The sequence below is a fragment of the Acidovorax sp. Leaf73 genome (assembly GCF_916855635.1).
GTDB lineage: Bacteria > Pseudomonadota > Gammaproteobacteria > Burkholderiales > Burkholderiaceae_C > Acidovorax > Acidovorax facilis.
In genome coordinates this window covers 1,184,398-1,197,609 of the sequence record NZ_CAKASI010000001.1, presented here as the reverse complement: position 1 = coordinate 1,197,609, position 13,212 = coordinate 1,184,398, and the positions used below count along the sequence as shown (strand labels likewise).

The window sequence follows — 13,212 nt, the reverse complement described above, 5'->3', positions numbered from 1 at the left end:
TGGCCGCTCGCTAGTTCTCCGCTATCTTAATCTTGGGAACCTGTATATTTTCGCGGAGGCACTGTTTCCGGCACCTCCAATATGGCGACGATGCGGCGCGCTGTTACTTCTGCTTCGCTGGGGTTCTCGCACATATGTTTAATCAGGCCGCCCACTGCGGCGCGCACTGATAGATCATTCTTTTCTACCGCTGCAGATAATTGAAGCAGCAGAGAATAAGTAGAAGGTAGCGATACAGGCGCCGCTGTGTTGTAGCGCGCCAGTTCTTCGCCAGCCTGGGGTGGCGCGCTCCCGGGTTGGGTGGGCGGCTCTGGTGTCAGGCCAAGCAGTTGCTCCACCACTGGCATGCGGGAGCGCTTCGGGGCGGAGTCGCCGCGCTCCCACTGTTGGATGGTCTGCCAGGCCAGGGGCTTTGCGAGGTTTTCGGCGTCGCTAACGGCTTTCGCCAGCTGCTCCATAGACCAGCCCTTGCGCTCCCTGGCGGCTCGAATTCTCTCGTGAATTGACATAGGCGCAAGCTTTCCATGTGCCGTCTTGTGCGGCAACGCAAGATCAACTAGCATTGCTAGAAATTCTTGTATGATCCGCGCCATGACCAACCGACAGCCCTTGTCTCGTCCGCGCCCCAATAGGGAGGCTGCCGCGAAGGCTGTCGCCTTGATGGGTGGTGCGGTGCAGGCCGCCAAAAAGCTCTGCGTCTCCAACTACCAGACCATCCAGAGTTGGGCGACCAAGGGTGTCCCAGTTGCCTACAGCGCAACGGTTGAGCGCCTCATTGAGGGGCGTGTGACCCGGCGCGAGCTGTATCCGTTGGACTGGCAAGACATCTGGCCGGAGTTGGTGGGGTTTGAGGAAAAGCAGGCCCCAGCGCTCGCTCATCAAGCGCCAGTAGCTATCAATTCCGAAGCAAAGGAGGCCGCGCATGCATAGCGCCGTCACCAGCCCAGCAATCGCTTCATCGCTTCGGTCAACATGCCTGCCGCAGCGTCCAGCAGCAGTCCACACACTGCGCCAGAAAGCGCCCATAGCCAGTTGCGCAAACGCCTTGTCAGCTTTCTTGCCTCTGCTTGTTCCTGGAGTTGCGCGGCGTAGAGGCGCCCTTGCATCGTCGGCGCGAAGCCAGTCAGTGCGTCGATTTTGCGTTGCCCAGTGGTTGATTCGCGGTGTGCCTTGCCATGGGCAAAGCCTGCGTCGATCAGTTCGGCAGCGGCTTCCCAGTCTTCGGGCGCTGGTGTCTCCCCAGTCAGTAATCGGAGGTACGTGGCTGTGAAGCTTGTCGAATTGTTTTTGTTCTTGGTTTGCATGTTGCTTGGCATGGTGTTGGTGCGATTGGCGGTGCATGAGGGTGGCCTCCATCGCCTTTGGCCTCAGTTTTTCGACGCCCCGCCCGCTGTGTGCACGCGCGGTGCCCTGCGCCCCGACGACTGGCAGTCCATCTGGCCCGAGCTGGCCGAATCCAATCAAAACACCCCGCCAGCGCTTGCCAGTCAAGCGCAAGGCGCTATCAATTCCGAAGCACGGCAAGCCGTGCGGGAGGTGGCGTGATGTCTGTTGCTGGATCTGTTCACCCGCTCCCGATGGCGCTCGCGTTGATGGCGCGTGGCTGGTTTCATCGTGCTGGCTGGGATATCGCTTGTCGCCACCAGATTCAGGCCACGGACCTGGTGCATGACGACGGCAAATCTGCCGACTACGCGCTGCTTGCAGCTGCGTGCGATGTGGTGGATTTACTGTGCCAAAGCCCTGACGGTCGGCAGGCCTTGCGTGATCTCGGATTTGAGCCAGTCCTTCAGCACGTCGAAGGTAAATGAGATGCCTGGCTTGAGGATGTTGCCCTTGGCCTTGTTCCAGAGTGTGTCGCTGCGCACAGCATCTGCGAACTCGCAGCCCGCCCAGGTAAGCCGAAAGACGGCGGCGAATGTGGCCATGGAGCCGCCGCCCCCTTCTTTGTGCGTTGCTTTCACCAATCCGGCTTCGTCCATCCAAGCGACATGCGTGGCGAAAACCTCGGGTGCAACGTCCGGTAGCGCGCTCAGCACCGCTCCGTATTCCATGTCGGCTGTTGCCAGCACGATCTGCCGAATCAAGTCCATGTCCCGTTTCATGGGCATCCCTCTCGAAAGATGGTGTGAAGTGAGATCCCCATTGTCTTTCGTTTGTGGATGCCCGCCCATCTTGCGCCGTGTGCGCGGCGCCGTTCACCGGACCACCTCATTGACGAGGTTCTGCAGGGCGTTGGTCTCTGCGGCCGGCACGCTGCCCGTGGCGCGCATGCGGCCGATGGCAATGGCCATCCAGTCGGCAAAGGCGTCAGCATTGAGCGCGCCTTGTGCATCGAGCACGAATACCAGGTTTTGCACCAGCAGCTCCATCGCGGCCAGGCGGTGGGGCAGGGCGGTGCTGTCTTCATTTGTGGCCGCGTTGCTGTGGTCAAGGGGTTGATTTGTCATGAGAGCTACTGTCTCAATTCCGCCCGGTCTTGCCTATGGCGCCGATGAGGCGATGCCCGACACGCCCCAGGGCTTGACGGTGCCTGATGCTGTCTATCACACGGTGCACGGCTACCCCGGCGGGGTGGTGGCGTTGGCTGTGCGCATGGGTGTGTCTGCCAATACGCTGACGCACAAGGCGAACCCGAACAACGACACGCACCACATGCGGCCCGACGAGCTGGTGGCCATGCAGGCCCTGAGCGGCAACTACGCGGTGCTGCATGCCATGGCGGCAGCGCTGGGCTATGTGTGCGCGCCTGCCGTGCCGGATCAGTCGGATGGCGACCCGGTGGAAGTGTTCATGCTGCAGCAGAAGGCGCAGGGTGAGTATTCGGCGGCGGTGGCTGATGCCTTGCTGGTGGAGCAGCCCACGCCCAGGGCGGTGCGCCGGGTGTCTGATATGGCGCAGGACCTGATTGCCAAGACGGGGCACCAGGTGGCAGTGCTGCGTGGGCGCATGCGCAAGGCCCCAGGGGGTGTGCTGTGACGCGCGCGCATGCCTTGAGGATGTTGCTGCAGCACGGCCCGCTGCGCCTGGCTGAGATTGTGGAGATCACGGGTTGGGGGTATTGCGTGGCCCGCCATGTGGTGCGCCGCCTGCGGTGTGCTGGTGTGGTGGTGTCGTGCAATCTGGCTGGGTGGCCCTATCACTGTGCGTTGCGCGATGGGTGTGGCGCTGAGGGGGGCTGCTGATGGCTGGCCTGAGTTTGTCGGTGCGGACTGAGAACCTGCGCTCGGTGCTGGATGTGCTGGAGAAGCTGAGCGGGCCACAGGCGCGGGCGGCGTATGCCAAGGCGTTGACGGACACGGGTTTTGAGGCCCGGCGTGCGCAGCAGAAGGCGCTGCGGTCTTCGTTTGACCGTGTGACGCCGTTCATTGAGCGCAGCCCCAAGGTGTTCGCGGCCACGCCGGACAACCTGAGTGTGGCCATTGCGCCCACCTTGCACACGGATCGAGTGTTTCAGCGCGGCGGCAAGGTGGGGGTGGACCCGCAGCAGGTGTTGCAGTCGCAGGAGTATGGCGGGCGCCGTGCTGACAAGCGCAGCGAGGTGGCCTTGCGCAAGGCGGGCATCTTGCCCACGGGCTTTCAGACGGCGATCCCGCGTGATCCGTACCCGGGCAGCGATGACGGCCGGGGCAACATGCGCGGTGCGTTTGTGGCGCAGTTGATCAGCTATCTGCAGGCGAGCTCGGAGCAGGGTTACCGCGCAAACATGTCGGACAAGCGCAAGGCCAAGCTGCGCAATCAGCAGGGCATTGGCAATATCAAGGCGAAGAAGGTCTACAAGACCACGCTGGGCAAGCGTTTCTTTGTGAGCCTGGGCCGCCTGCGTGGCCACCACCTGGCCCCGGGCATCTGGGCTGCCAGCGGCACGCACGATGTGGAGGTCAAGCCGGTGCTGATGTTTGTGCGCAGGCCCACGTATCAGCCGCGCATCGATATGGACCGCATCGCGCAACAGGCTGGGCTGCAGGAGTATCTGGACCGGCGCCTGCGCTTTCGGATCAGGGAGGCGGCTGGGGTATGAATCACTATCCACACCACATCGGTGATTTCAACACCGCCACGCGACACCTGTCACGTATCGAGCGTTCCGTGTACCGTGACATGTTGGACATGTATTACGACACCGAGCGTCCCCTCGATGGTTCGGACATGTCACGCTTGGCACGCCGCCTGTGTTGCAGCAGTGACGAAGAGGTGTCGGCCATGCAGTTCGTGCTGGCTGAGTTCTTCACCCGCGAGGGGGATGAATTTGTTCACGACCGTTGCGAGCGCGAGCTGGCGACGTTTCAGGTGCGACAGGCTGATAAGCATGTGGAACAGGACAACGTCCGCACCCGTCAACAGCGGCACCGGCAAAGGCGTGCAGAGCTGTTTACCGCTTTGCGGGCGGTGGGTGTGGTGCCGTCTTACAAGACCAAGATGCCCGAGCTGGAGCGCTTGCACAAGCAGCACTGCCCGGCGCCTGCATCCACCCAGCCAGGCAGTGGTGATGGCCCTGGCAACGCAACCCCAAACGGCACTGGTGACGCTTGGAACGTGACAGGTGACACATGTCACGCAAATGCAACGGCTATACCAGAACCAGAACCAGAACCAAATACATCCCCCCAACCCCCCTGTCGGGGGGCGAGTGGTGGTTTGGCTATCGCCACGGCACTGAGCAGCCACTTCCCCGAGCATCGCCGCACCCGCATTGCCGAGGTGGCTGAGCTGGTGGCCAGCCTTGAATCCAGCGGGCAGGCCACGGGCCAGCAGCTGCTGCAGGCGGCAGCGCAGCAGGCGGGGCAGTTGGGCAGGGATGGGGGCAAGCACGCGCCCAACGTGCTCACGTGGTTGCGCAGGCAAGGGTGGCTTGACAGTGCGGCGCTGCCTGTTGGTGGTGGTGTGGCTGCCGACTGGCGCGATACCCGCAGCGGTGTCGAGGCCATGGGCGAGCGCATGGGCCTGGGGCCATGGGACAGCGAGCGTTGGCGCCTGTTCGCGGACTACGAGCGCGAGGTGGTTGCCTTGGTGCAAGCCCACACGCAAGGGGTGACAGCGTGATGCGCCGGTCACTCTCTCGCTGCATCAACGCCACGGCCGTGCGGTTGGCAGAGCCAATCGGATGGCCAGACCTCGCGCTGGAAATTCGCGGGTCCTTCCCGGCTCCCTCCAGTGCGGGTAATTCGCACCCCGGTCGTGGACTGTTGCGCAGGGTTGCTAAGGGGGTTAAGTGAAGATGGCTATTAGCTTTTATGCTCTGTTTTTTGTAGTGCATGGGGGTGATGTTTGAAGATCATCCCCATCCTTGAACAGCAGATTTCCCAGGCGGAATTCGCAGCCATGATCGGCGTGAGCGAGGCCCGGGTGAGTCAGCTTGTGTCCGAGGGGGTGATCGTGCGCGGCGACTCGGCGCAGGAATGGCTGGTGGCCTACTGCGAGCGGTTGCGCGATCAGGCAGCCGGGCGCATGGGTGATGGTGCGGGCGGGCTGGACTTGGTGCAAGAACGCGCAGCCCTGGCGCGCGAACAGCGCGAAGGCCAGGCCATCAAAAACGCGGTGGCCCGCAGGGAATACGCTCCGGTCGGCCTGCTGGCCGATGTGCTGGGCCAGGCCGCCAGCGCCGTGGTGGGGCGGTTCGACCAGCTCGAAGGCACGCTGCGCAAGGCCTGCCCGGATCTGCCCGACGAAGCAAAGACCGCTGTGCTGCAGGTGATCGCCTCGGCGCGCAATGAGTGGATTCGCTCCACCGCAAAGCTCGTGTCTGACAGCGTGGACGCCATGCTCGAAGCCGACGAGCTGGGTGAAGACGAACCCTACAGCGAGGGCCTGCCCGCATGACCACCATGCCACCGGCCATCCACCCCGAGACGGCTGCCGCCATCAAGGCCGCCATCCGCATCGGGTTGGAGAGCCTGCGGGCAGAGGTGCCGCAGCGCCTGGGCGACTGGGCGCAAGAGCACTTCAAACTGGCCGGCGAAAGCAGCCACCAAAAAGGCGCGTGGGTGGCTTGGGCGTTTCAGGTCGGCATCCTCGATTTTTTGAGCGATGACCGCATCGAAGAAGTTGACGTGATGAAGGCCAAGCGCGTCGGCTACACCAAGATGATCACGGCCAAGATTTGCTACAACATAGCCCACCGGCGCCGCAAGCAAGGCCTGTGGCAACCCACCGACGACGACCGAGACAGCTACGTCAAGAGCGAAATCGACCCGCTGCTCGACCCCATCAACGGCGTGCAGGCCATCAACAAGGCCCGCAAGCTGGGCAAGGGCCACGAAGAAACGATTAAGTACAAGCCCTTTCGCGACAGCGCTGCGCACTTTCTGGGCGGCAAGGCCTCGCGCGCGTTTCGCCGCATCACGCTGGATGACGCGATCCTCGACGAGATCAGCAAGTTCGATCGCACCATCGAAAAGTCGGGCCCGCCCCGTGGCCTCGCCCGTGGCCGCCTGGAGGGCGCGCCGTACCCCAAGCTGATCTGCGGATCCACTCCGCTGCTCAAAGGTCTGTGCCACATCGAAGACGCGGTAAACGAAGCCGAAGGCCTGGTGCGCTTCCACATCGATTGCATCCACTGCGAGCTTGAACACCCGCTGATGTGGGGCGGCAAAAAGGTAGCCCACGGGTTCAAGTGGACCCGTGGCCAGCCCGACACGGTGCACCACGTGTGCCCCCACTGCCGCAAGTCCATCACCCAGGCCGACTACATGCCCGGCGGCGTTCCCGTGGGCGGCGCCTGGGTGTGCGAACGCACCGGCAAACGCTACGGCCGCGACCGCATCTGGCGCGACAACATGGGCATGCCCTGCAACCCACCGCGCAGCCTGGGTGTGCACGTGTGGACGGCCTACAGCCCGCAGCGCGCATGGACCGACATCGTCGATGAATTTGAGAAAGCGCTGAAAGCAGAGGCGGCTGGCGACTCTGGACCACGTCAGCTCTTTACCAACGAAACCCTGGGCGAAACCTGGGAGCTGGCAGGCGAGCGCACCGACGAACACGCCCTGCAAGCCCGGGCCGAGCCGTACAAGCTCTGCACCGTGCCAAAGGGTGGGCTGTACCTCACCGCAGGCGTGGACGTGCAGCGCAACCGCTGGGAAATTACCGTGTACGCCTGGGGCCGGGGAATGGAGTCCTGGGTAGTTGATTTTGTGGTGATTGACGGCAATCCCGCTGTGGATGAAGAGTGGGACTTGGTGGTGCAAAACCTGCAGCGTCGCTACGTGCAAGAGTGGCATGGCGGAAGCCTTGGCATCAGCGCCGCCAGCATTGACAGCTCCGACCAGACTCAAGCCGTCTACAACTGGGTCAGCAAGGCGCAGCACGTCGTCTCCAAGCTGCGCGCCATCAAGGGTGACGGCGATGAAAAGATGGCCATCGTCGGGCCCACCAGCTTGCAAGAGATCAACTGGCGTGGCCGCAAGGTGGCGCGCGGTATCAAGCTCTGGAAAGTTGGGGTTGATGCCGCCAAGGACCTGCTCCTAGGCCAGCTGTCCATTGAACACCCAGGCCCCGGCTACGTGCATTTCAGCGACGAACTGCCTCGCGAGTTTTACGAACAGCTCACCGCAGAGCAGCGCGTGCCCGCAAAGCTCAATGGCCGCGACACCTTCAAGTGGATCAAGCGCCGGCCGCGTAACGAGCAGCTCGACAACCGGAACTATGCCATTCACGCGGCCATGGCCGAGGGTCTGCACAAGTGGACAGACGCCCAATGGTCCCGCCTGGAGGCTGCAGTGCAGCCGCCCTTGGACCTGTTCAGCCAGCCCGCACAAATAGAAGTGAAAACCGCTGCTGGCGCACAACCATCAAGCGCTAATAGCTATGAAAATGATAGCTACTCAGAACAGCGCTCCCAGAAAACTGCAGCGCATTCCCGAAGCGACGACGACGTGTTCGCACCCATCGGATTCAGATGACTACCACCACCACTCACCCCGACGAACCGCGCGACCTGTTCAGCATCCTGGAGGCCGAAGCCCGTGCCGTGGCTGCTGCGTTTGGTGTCCCCACGGCCAACGAGCTGGCCGCCGCATTGATTGACCGGGTGCACCACCGCTTGCATGCCGATCGTGTGCGGGTGGTCAAGCGCAGCCGCCTGCGGCGTCAGGAAGTGCACGCGGCCATGCGCCGGGACTTCAATGGCGTGAATATTTCGGAGGTGGCTGATCGGTACGGCTACAGCCGCGCCCAGGCCTATCGCATCCTCTCTAAAAAATAGTCTCATTTACGGGCTAGAAATGAGACGCCCAACCCGGAATGATCCGGGTCCATGGGTATCTACAGCCACCACACCGTTGATGAATTGCAGGCGATGCGAAGTCGCCTCAGTGCATCGCTGATGGACCGGCTTACCAAGCCCACCACCATCGGCTACAACGGCGGCAACGGCGCGGGCCGCAATGCCACTTACGCCCAGGACTCCGACAAGATCAAGCGCGAGATCGAGGCCATTGGTGCTGAGATCGACCGGCGCTCTGGTGCTTCTGCCTCGCGCGGGCCCATCTACATTGTTTGACGCGGCACACCATGACAAAGCGCCGCAGCAACCCCCAATCCCGCCACGCCAACGGCCACGCCGCTGCAGCTGTGCGAGTTGGCGCTGGCAGCGCCTCGATGGCAGCGCACAGCGGCGCGGGCAGTAGCAGCGACGACTTGGCGATGTACGACTGGAACCCGCAGCGCGGCAGTGCCGATGCGGATCTGCTGCCAGACCTGGATGCGCTCACCGCCCGCAGCCGCGACCTCGGCCGCAACAACGGACTGGTGGCTGGCGCCAACCAGACGTACCGCGACAACATCGTCGGCGCCACGCTGCGCCTGAGCTGCATTCCTGACTACCGCCTGCTGGGCTGGTCCCGTGAATACGCCCGGGAGTGGGGCAACGTCGTGGAACCAAAATTCCGTAGTTGGGCGGAAACAACCGAATGCCACGCCGGGCGCAAACTGAACCTGTTGGGCCTCACCCTGCAAGCACTCAGCGGCGCCATGGGCAACGGCGATGCGCTGGCCTTGCCCCTGTGGCTGCCTCGCCCAGGAAGCCGCTGGAACACGCGGTTGATGATGATCGAGGCGGACCGCCTCAGCACGCCACATGGCATGGAGCACCGCGAAGACATTCGCGGTGGCATCGAGTTTGACCAGTACGGCGCGGACGTGGCCTACCACATCACCAAAAAGCACCCCGGCGACATGCTGGGCATGGGCTTCTATGGCGCCGCGTCGTCCGCCGCCATGCAGTGGGAGCGCATTCCCGCCTTTACCCCCTGGGGGCGCCGCCGCGTCATTCACCTGGCCGACCACGAGCGCTCGGGCCAGTCGCGCGGCAAGCCGATTATTTCGGCGGTCATGCGCGAATTCCACATGGCCGGCAAGTATTCGTCCAACGAGCTCGAATCCAGCGTTGCCAGTTCGCTGATCACCGCGTTCCTTGAATCAGACCTCGACCCCGAATCTGCCGCCGCGCTGTTTGGCGAAGACCCACGCGGCGCCTGGAAGTCATCGCTGGCCGAAGGCCGCAGCAGCCTGCGCAAGATGAAGGGCGGTGCCGTGGTGCCCCTGCCTGCGGGCGCGCGCCTGAGCGCCTTCAACCCAGGCCGTCCCAACCCCGCCTTCGAGGCATTCATGCTGTCCGTGCTGCGGCACATCGCCGCTGGCATGAACCTGCCCTATGAGCTGCTGCTCAAGGACTTCTCCAAGTCCAACTACAGCAGCGCCCGCGCCGCACTGCTGGAGGCCTGGCGCTACTTCAACGGCCGCCGCCGCTGGCTGTCTGACCACTGGCTGCGCTGCATCTATGAGCTGTGGTTTGAAGAAGCCTTGAACGCGGGCGAGATCGAGGCCCCTGGCTTCTACGAAAACCGCTACGCCTACCTGCGCTGCCGCTTCATCTTTGGCGGGCGTGGTTGGGTGGATCCAGTCAAGGAGGCCACCGCCAGCGTGATGCGCATGAAGGCTGGCATCACCACGCTGGAACACGAATGCGCAGAGCAGGGTACCGACTACGAAGAAGTGCTGGACCAGACCGCTGTGGAAGAAGCCATGCGCAAGGACCGTGGCCTGCCCAGCCTGTATGCCGACCAGATCGTGGTCCACCTGAACAACGGCGATGACGAAAAGGCCTCGGGCCAGAAGTCAACCGCCACCGAGGAATCTGCATGAACTACGCCCACCTCAACACCCGCATTTTCAACACCCCCTTGCTGGTGCATCCCGGCAAGCTGGATGCGCTGATCGCTGGACTGGGTGGGCGCCTGCTGGGCGGCGCGCTGGAATTCGCGCCCGCAGCGCTGCAGGAGGGTCTGACACCTGAGATGTTTAGCACTCGTCGCGCGACAGCGCGTGGCGATGAGGGCTATGCCATCACTGAGGGTGTTGCCGTGGTGTATGCCAGTGGCGCCCTCGTGCACCGCAGCCGCGTGGATGCAGATAGCACCTATTTGCTCGGCTACAACGAGCTGGCCCGCCAGGTCGAAGCCGCTCAGGCAGACCCCGAGGTCCACGCTGTCCTGCAGGTTTGGGATTCCCCCGGCGGCGAAGTGGCGGGCGCTTTTGAGTACGCCGACCGCATGTTTGCCCTGCGTGGCGCTAAGCCCATGTGGACGATTGCCGACAGCATGGCTGCCTCTGCTGCCTACCTTGGCGGCTCTGCATTTGAGCAACTGGCGGTGTCGTCCACCGGCTACGTGGGCTCCATCGGCGTCGTGATGCGTCACGTGGACTTCTCGCGGGCGCTGGATAACGAGGGCATCAAGGTCACCCACATCTTCGCGGGTGACCGCAAGGTGGACGGCAACCCCTACGAACCCCTGCCCAAGGATGTGCAGGCCAAGTTTCAGGACGAGATCAACGGCCTGTACGCCATGTTTGTGGATGCCGTGGTTCGTCAACGCGGCATGTCTGCAGAAAGCGTGCGCGCCACCCAGGCCGCCGTCTATCGCGGCGTGTCGGCTGTGTCCATGGGCCTTGCTGACCGCGTGGCCACCACCGATCAACTCATTTCCGAATTGGCCGCAATGCGTTCGCGGTCGTATCCCGCCGGGCCTTCCGCCCGATCCATCGCCAACACCACAGGAGAAACCATGTCTGGCACCACCAACCAAGCCCCGGCGGGCGCAGCTGCAACCGCCCCGGTCACTCTCACGCAGGCCGATATCGACAGCGCGCGGGCCGACGGCCATGCCGCTGGCGTAGCGGCCGAACGTGCTCGCACCTCGGCCATCCTCGGCCATGAAAAAGCAGGCGGCCAGGCTGCCCTGGCGCTGCAGTGCGTATCGCAAGGCCTCAGCGCTGAGCAATCCGCTGCCATTCTGGCCGCAGCCCCGGCTACCGCGCCCACCAAGGCTGCGGGCGCTGACTTTGCCGCAGCCATGGCCGCCATGGGCAACCCGAAAGTCACGGGCATCGAAGCCAGCGCCGGCGGCGGCGACGACGAAGCCGCCCTGGCTGCGCAGATCCTGGCCCTGAAGTAATTCAGCCAGGCCCCCCATCCCGAAACTACAGGAGCGCACACCATGAATCGCGCAAGCTTCTCTTCTTCTGACCTGGCGGTGGACAACCTCATCGCTGGCAATGCCCATCTTCTGCTGGGCCAGCAAATCACCTTGGCCGCTGGCGCGGTGTACCCGCGCGGCGCCGTGCTGGGCAAGCGCACGCTGGGTGCTGCCACCTCGGGCTTTGTTGGCACCGGCAACGGCGCCATGACGCTGGACGCCACCACGCCGCTGCTGGCTGGTGCCAAGCAGGGCGCCTACACGGTCACCTGCATCACTGCGGCCCCCAACTCCGGCACCTTCCGCGTTGAAGACCCCAACGGCGTGGTGCTGGGTGACGTGGCTGTGGGTGCCACCTTTGCCGACCAGATCAAGTTCGTGATCGCTGACGGCGCCACCGACTTCATCGTGGGCGACAAGTTCACCGTGACGGTAGCGGCTGGCACGGGGCAGTACCTCACCAGCGTGGCTGCAGCGGTGGACGGCAGCGCGGTGCCTGACCTGGTGCTGTCTGAGACGGTGGACGCCACGCTCGCTGCCGCGCCCGCGATGGCCTACAAGCGCGGCGACTTCAATGCCAGCGCGCTCACCTTCGGTGCAGGCCATAGCGCCACCACCGTGGCCGAGACCCTGCGCAGCAAGGGCATCGCCATCCTGTAAAGCGCGCCGCACACGCAGCCGCAGAAATCTCAGCAACCCCACCCATTCAACGAGGCCACACCATGGATATCTTTACCACTGGCGTATTGACGCGCGTTGTGCAGGCTCTGCCCCTGCCACCCCTGTTCATCCTGAACAACTTCTTCGGCGAAGAACAAACCGAAACGTCCGAAGAAATTCACTTCGACGTTAACCAGAACCGCCCCCGCCTGGCGCCCTTCGTCTTGCCAACCATGCCTGGCAAGGTGATGAGCAGCAACGGCTACAAAACGTCCACCTTCAAGCCAGCCTACGTCAAAGACAAGCGGATCTTCACGCCCAACCGCGCACTGAAGCGCGCAGTGGGCGAAGCCATTGGCGGCAGCCTTTCTCCTGAGCAGCGCATGCAGCTGCTGCTCCGGCAGGACCTGGCCGACCAGCTCGAAATGCTGGGACGCCGCCAGGAGGTGATGGCTATCGAGGCTTTGGTTACGGGCCGCGTCACCGTCAAGGGCGATGGCTACCCTGAAACTATCGTGGACTTCGAGCGCCATGGTGATCTCACTGTGGAGTTGACCTCTGGCGACCGCTGGGGTGAAACCGGCGTGGACCCACTGGACGATGTGGAAGCCTGGGCGCTGGACGTTGCGAAGCACTCTGGCGCGGCCCCCGACACGATGGTGATGGACCTCAAGTCCTGGAAGCTGTTCAGTGCCAGTGAGCGCGTGCAAAAACTGCTGGACCGTTTTCGTGGCTCCGACACGTTGGCCAGCACCGTGGGTGGCGAGGGTGCCAAGTTCATGGGCAACATCGGCGATTACGACATCTGGGTGTACTCGGGCTTCTACGAACACCCAGAAACCGGTGTGCTCACGCCCTACCTGGCCGACCACACCGTGATCCTCACCAGCAAACAGGTTGAGGGTGTGCGGGCCTATGGCGCCATCCAGGACGAAGAGGCTGGCCTGCAGGCGCTGCCTTACTTCCCTAAGTCGTGGGTCGAAAAAGACCCCGGCCTGCGCCAGCTGTTGATGCAATCGGCACCCCTTACGGTGCCGTACCGCGTCAACGCCAGCATGTCGGCCACGGTCCGATAACA

The 13,212-nt window shown here is 63.4% G+C and carries 17 protein-coding genes and 1 pseudogene; 13 read left to right on the top strand and 5 right to left on the bottom strand.

Annotated elements, in window-relative coordinates; genetic code table 11:
- Nucleotides 1-26 precede the first annotated feature (26 nt).
- Nucleotides 27-509 carry a helix-turn-helix transcriptional regulator gene (locus LPA35_RS05615; protein WP_228895653.1) on the bottom strand — a complete coding sequence of 161 codons (483 nt, stop codon included), beginning with the start codon at nt 507-509 and terminating at the stop codon, nt 27-29.
- A 70-nt stretch (nt 510-579) separates the two neighbouring features.
- Between LPA35_RS05615 and LPA35_RS05610 the strand changes: the two genes are divergently transcribed.
- Entirely contained in the window at nt 580-930 is a 351-nt protein-coding gene (locus LPA35_RS05610; protein ID WP_228895651.1) for a YdaS family helix-turn-helix protein, read from the top strand.
- Between the two features lie 5 nt (nt 931-935).
- Here the strand turns inward: LPA35_RS05610 and LPA35_RS05605 are convergent, their stop codons facing one another.
- The 3 genes from LPA35_RS05605 to LPA35_RS05595 all read right to left on the bottom strand — a co-directional run bounded on the left by LPA35_RS05605 (nt 936) and on the right by LPA35_RS05595 (nt 2,450).
- Entirely contained in the window at nt 936-1,304 is a 369-nt protein-coding gene (locus LPA35_RS05605) for a hypothetical protein (protein ID WP_228895649.1), read from the bottom strand.
- Between the two features lie 423 nt (nt 1,305-1,727).
- Entirely contained in the window at nt 1,728-2,105 is a 378-nt protein-coding gene (locus tag LPA35_RS05600) for a DUF2513 domain-containing protein (RefSeq protein ID WP_228895648.1), read from the bottom strand.
- A 93-nt stretch (nt 2,106-2,198) separates the two neighbouring features.
- Nucleotides 2,199-2,450, bottom strand: a complete 252-nt coding sequence (locus tag LPA35_RS05595) for a hypothetical protein (protein ID WP_228895646.1) — start codon at nt 2,448-2,450, stop codon at nt 2,199-2,201.
- Here LPA35_RS05595 and LPA35_RS05590 point away from each other — a divergent pair.
- The 3 genes and pseudogenes from LPA35_RS05590 to LPA35_RS05580 all read left to right on the top strand — a co-directional run.
- Nucleotides 2,449-2,979 (top strand): phage regulatory CII family protein, encoded by a 531-nt coding sequence (locus LPA35_RS05590; RefSeq protein ID WP_228895644.1) that lies wholly within the window; start codon nt 2,449-2,451, stop codon nt 2,977-2,979. The genes LPA35_RS05595 and LPA35_RS05590 overlap by 2 nt on opposite strands.
- Nucleotides 2,980-3,184: 205 nt before the next feature.
- The gene (locus LPA35_RS05585) at nt 3,185-4,021 is read left to right on the top strand and encodes a hypothetical protein (RefSeq protein ID WP_228895641.1); all 837 of its coding nucleotides are present in this window, start codon (nt 3,185-3,187) and stop codon (nt 4,019-4,021) included.
- Nucleotides 4,018-4,221: pseudogene (locus LPA35_RS05580) on the top strand (YdaU family protein); the annotation flags it as partial. The gene LPA35_RS05585 and the pseudogene LPA35_RS05580, both read left to right, overlap by 4 nt.
- On the opposite strand, the gene LPA35_RS05575 reads toward LPA35_RS05580, so the two are convergent.
- Nucleotides 4,153-4,452, bottom strand: a complete 300-nt coding sequence (locus tag LPA35_RS05575; RefSeq protein ID WP_228895983.1) for a hypothetical protein — start codon at nt 4,450-4,452, stop codon at nt 4,153-4,155. The pseudogene LPA35_RS05580 and the gene LPA35_RS05575 overlap by 69 nt on opposite strands.
- Before the next feature lie 186 nt (nt 4,453-4,638).
- Between LPA35_RS05575 and LPA35_RS05570 the strand changes: the two genes are divergently transcribed.
- The 9 genes from LPA35_RS05570 to LPA35_RS05530 all read left to right on the top strand — a co-directional run bounded on the left by LPA35_RS05570 (nt 4,639) and on the right by LPA35_RS05530 (nt 13,210).
- Nucleotides 4,639-5,043: a hypothetical protein gene (locus LPA35_RS05570; RefSeq protein ID WP_228895980.1), complete on the top strand. Its 405-nt coding sequence runs from the start codon at nt 4,639-4,641 to the stop codon at nt 5,041-5,043.
- A 225-nt stretch (nt 5,044-5,268) separates the two neighbouring features.
- Complete coding sequence (locus tag LPA35_RS05565; RefSeq protein ID WP_228895639.1) at nt 5,269-5,820, top strand: hypothetical protein; 552 nt, start codon at nt 5,269-5,271, stop codon at nt 5,818-5,820.
- Complete coding sequence (locus LPA35_RS05560; RefSeq protein WP_228895637.1) at nt 5,817-7,901, top strand: phage terminase large subunit family protein; 2,085 nt, start codon at nt 5,817-5,819, stop codon at nt 7,899-7,901. Before LPA35_RS05565 ends, LPA35_RS05560 begins: the two co-directional genes overlap by 4 nt.
- A complete protein-coding gene (locus LPA35_RS05555; protein ID WP_228895635.1) occupies nt 7,898-8,203 on the top strand; it encodes a Mor transcription activator family protein in 306 nt (101 codons plus the stop codon). The genes LPA35_RS05560 and LPA35_RS05555 overlap by 4 nt, the downstream gene beginning before the upstream one ends.
- 51 nt (nt 8,204-8,254) lie before the next feature.
- Nucleotides 8,255-8,500, top strand: coding sequence for a hypothetical protein (locus LPA35_RS05550; RefSeq protein ID WP_228895633.1), 246 nt, complete (start codon nt 8,255-8,257; stop codon nt 8,498-8,500).
- An 11-nt stretch (nt 8,501-8,511) separates the two neighbouring features.
- Nucleotides 8,512-10,143 carry a phage portal protein gene (locus LPA35_RS05545; RefSeq protein WP_228895631.1) on the top strand — a complete coding sequence of 544 codons (1,632 nt, stop codon included), beginning with the start codon at nt 8,512-8,514 and terminating at the stop codon, nt 10,141-10,143.
- The gene (locus LPA35_RS05540; RefSeq protein WP_228895629.1) at nt 10,140-11,453 is read left to right on the top strand and encodes a S49 family peptidase; all 1,314 of its coding nucleotides are present in this window, start codon (nt 10,140-10,142) and stop codon (nt 11,451-11,453) included. The genes LPA35_RS05545 and LPA35_RS05540 overlap by 4 nt, the downstream gene beginning before the upstream one ends.
- Nucleotides 11,454-11,495: 42 nt before the next feature.
- The gene (locus tag LPA35_RS05535; protein ID WP_228895627.1) at nt 11,496-12,134 is read left to right on the top strand and encodes a head decoration protein; all 639 of its coding nucleotides are present in this window, start codon (nt 11,496-11,498) and stop codon (nt 12,132-12,134) included.
- 62 nt (nt 12,135-12,196) lie between these two features.
- Nucleotides 12,197-13,210, top strand: a complete 1,014-nt coding sequence (locus LPA35_RS05530) for a major capsid protein (protein WP_228895625.1) — start codon at nt 12,197-12,199, stop codon at nt 13,208-13,210.
- Nucleotides 13,211-13,212 lie beyond the last annotated feature (2 nt).

Bases quoted from the DNA above. Each gene is read 5' to 3' on its own strand.
- LPA35_RS05615 (WP_228895653.1), bottom strand. From the start codon at position 509: ATGTCAATTCACGAGAGAATTCGAGCCGCCAGGGAGCGCAAGGGCTGG.
- LPA35_RS05610 (WP_228895651.1), top strand. From the start codon at position 580: ATGATCCGCGCCATGACCAACCGACAGCCCTTGTCTCGTCCGCGCCCC.
- LPA35_RS05605 (WP_228895649.1), bottom strand. From the start codon at position 1,304: ATGCAAACCAAGAACAAAAACAATTCGACAAGCTTCACAGCCACGTAC.
- LPA35_RS05600 (WP_228895648.1), bottom strand. From the start codon at position 2,105: ATGAAACGGGACATGGACTTGATTCGGCAGATCGTGCTGGCAACAGCC.
- LPA35_RS05590 (WP_228895644.1), top strand. From the start codon at position 2,449: ATGAGAGCTACTGTCTCAATTCCGCCCGGTCTTGCCTATGGCGCCGAT.
- LPA35_RS05595 (WP_228895646.1), bottom strand. From the start codon at position 2,450: ATGACAAATCAACCCCTTGACCACAGCAACGCGGCCACAAATGAAGAC.
- LPA35_RS05585 (WP_228895641.1), top strand. From the start codon at position 3,185: ATGGCTGGCCTGAGTTTGTCGGTGCGGACTGAGAACCTGCGCTCGGTG.
- LPA35_RS05560 (WP_228895637.1), top strand. From the start codon at position 5,817: ATGACCACCATGCCACCGGCCATCCACCCCGAGACGGCTGCCGCCATC.
- LPA35_RS05555 (WP_228895635.1), top strand. From the start codon at position 7,898: ATGACTACCACCACCACTCACCCCGACGAACCGCGCGACCTGTTCAGC.
- LPA35_RS05550 (WP_228895633.1), top strand. From the start codon at position 8,255: ATGGGTATCTACAGCCACCACACCGTTGATGAATTGCAGGCGATGCGA.
- LPA35_RS05545 (WP_228895631.1), top strand. From the start codon at position 8,512: ATGACAAAGCGCCGCAGCAACCCCCAATCCCGCCACGCCAACGGCCAC.
- LPA35_RS05540 (WP_228895629.1), top strand. From the start codon at position 10,140: ATGAACTACGCCCACCTCAACACCCGCATTTTCAACACCCCCTTGCTG.
- LPA35_RS05535 (WP_228895627.1), top strand. From the start codon at position 11,496: ATGAATCGCGCAAGCTTCTCTTCTTCTGACCTGGCGGTGGACAACCTC.
- LPA35_RS05530 (WP_228895625.1), top strand. From the start codon at position 12,197: ATGGATATCTTTACCACTGGCGTATTGACGCGCGTTGTGCAGGCTCTG.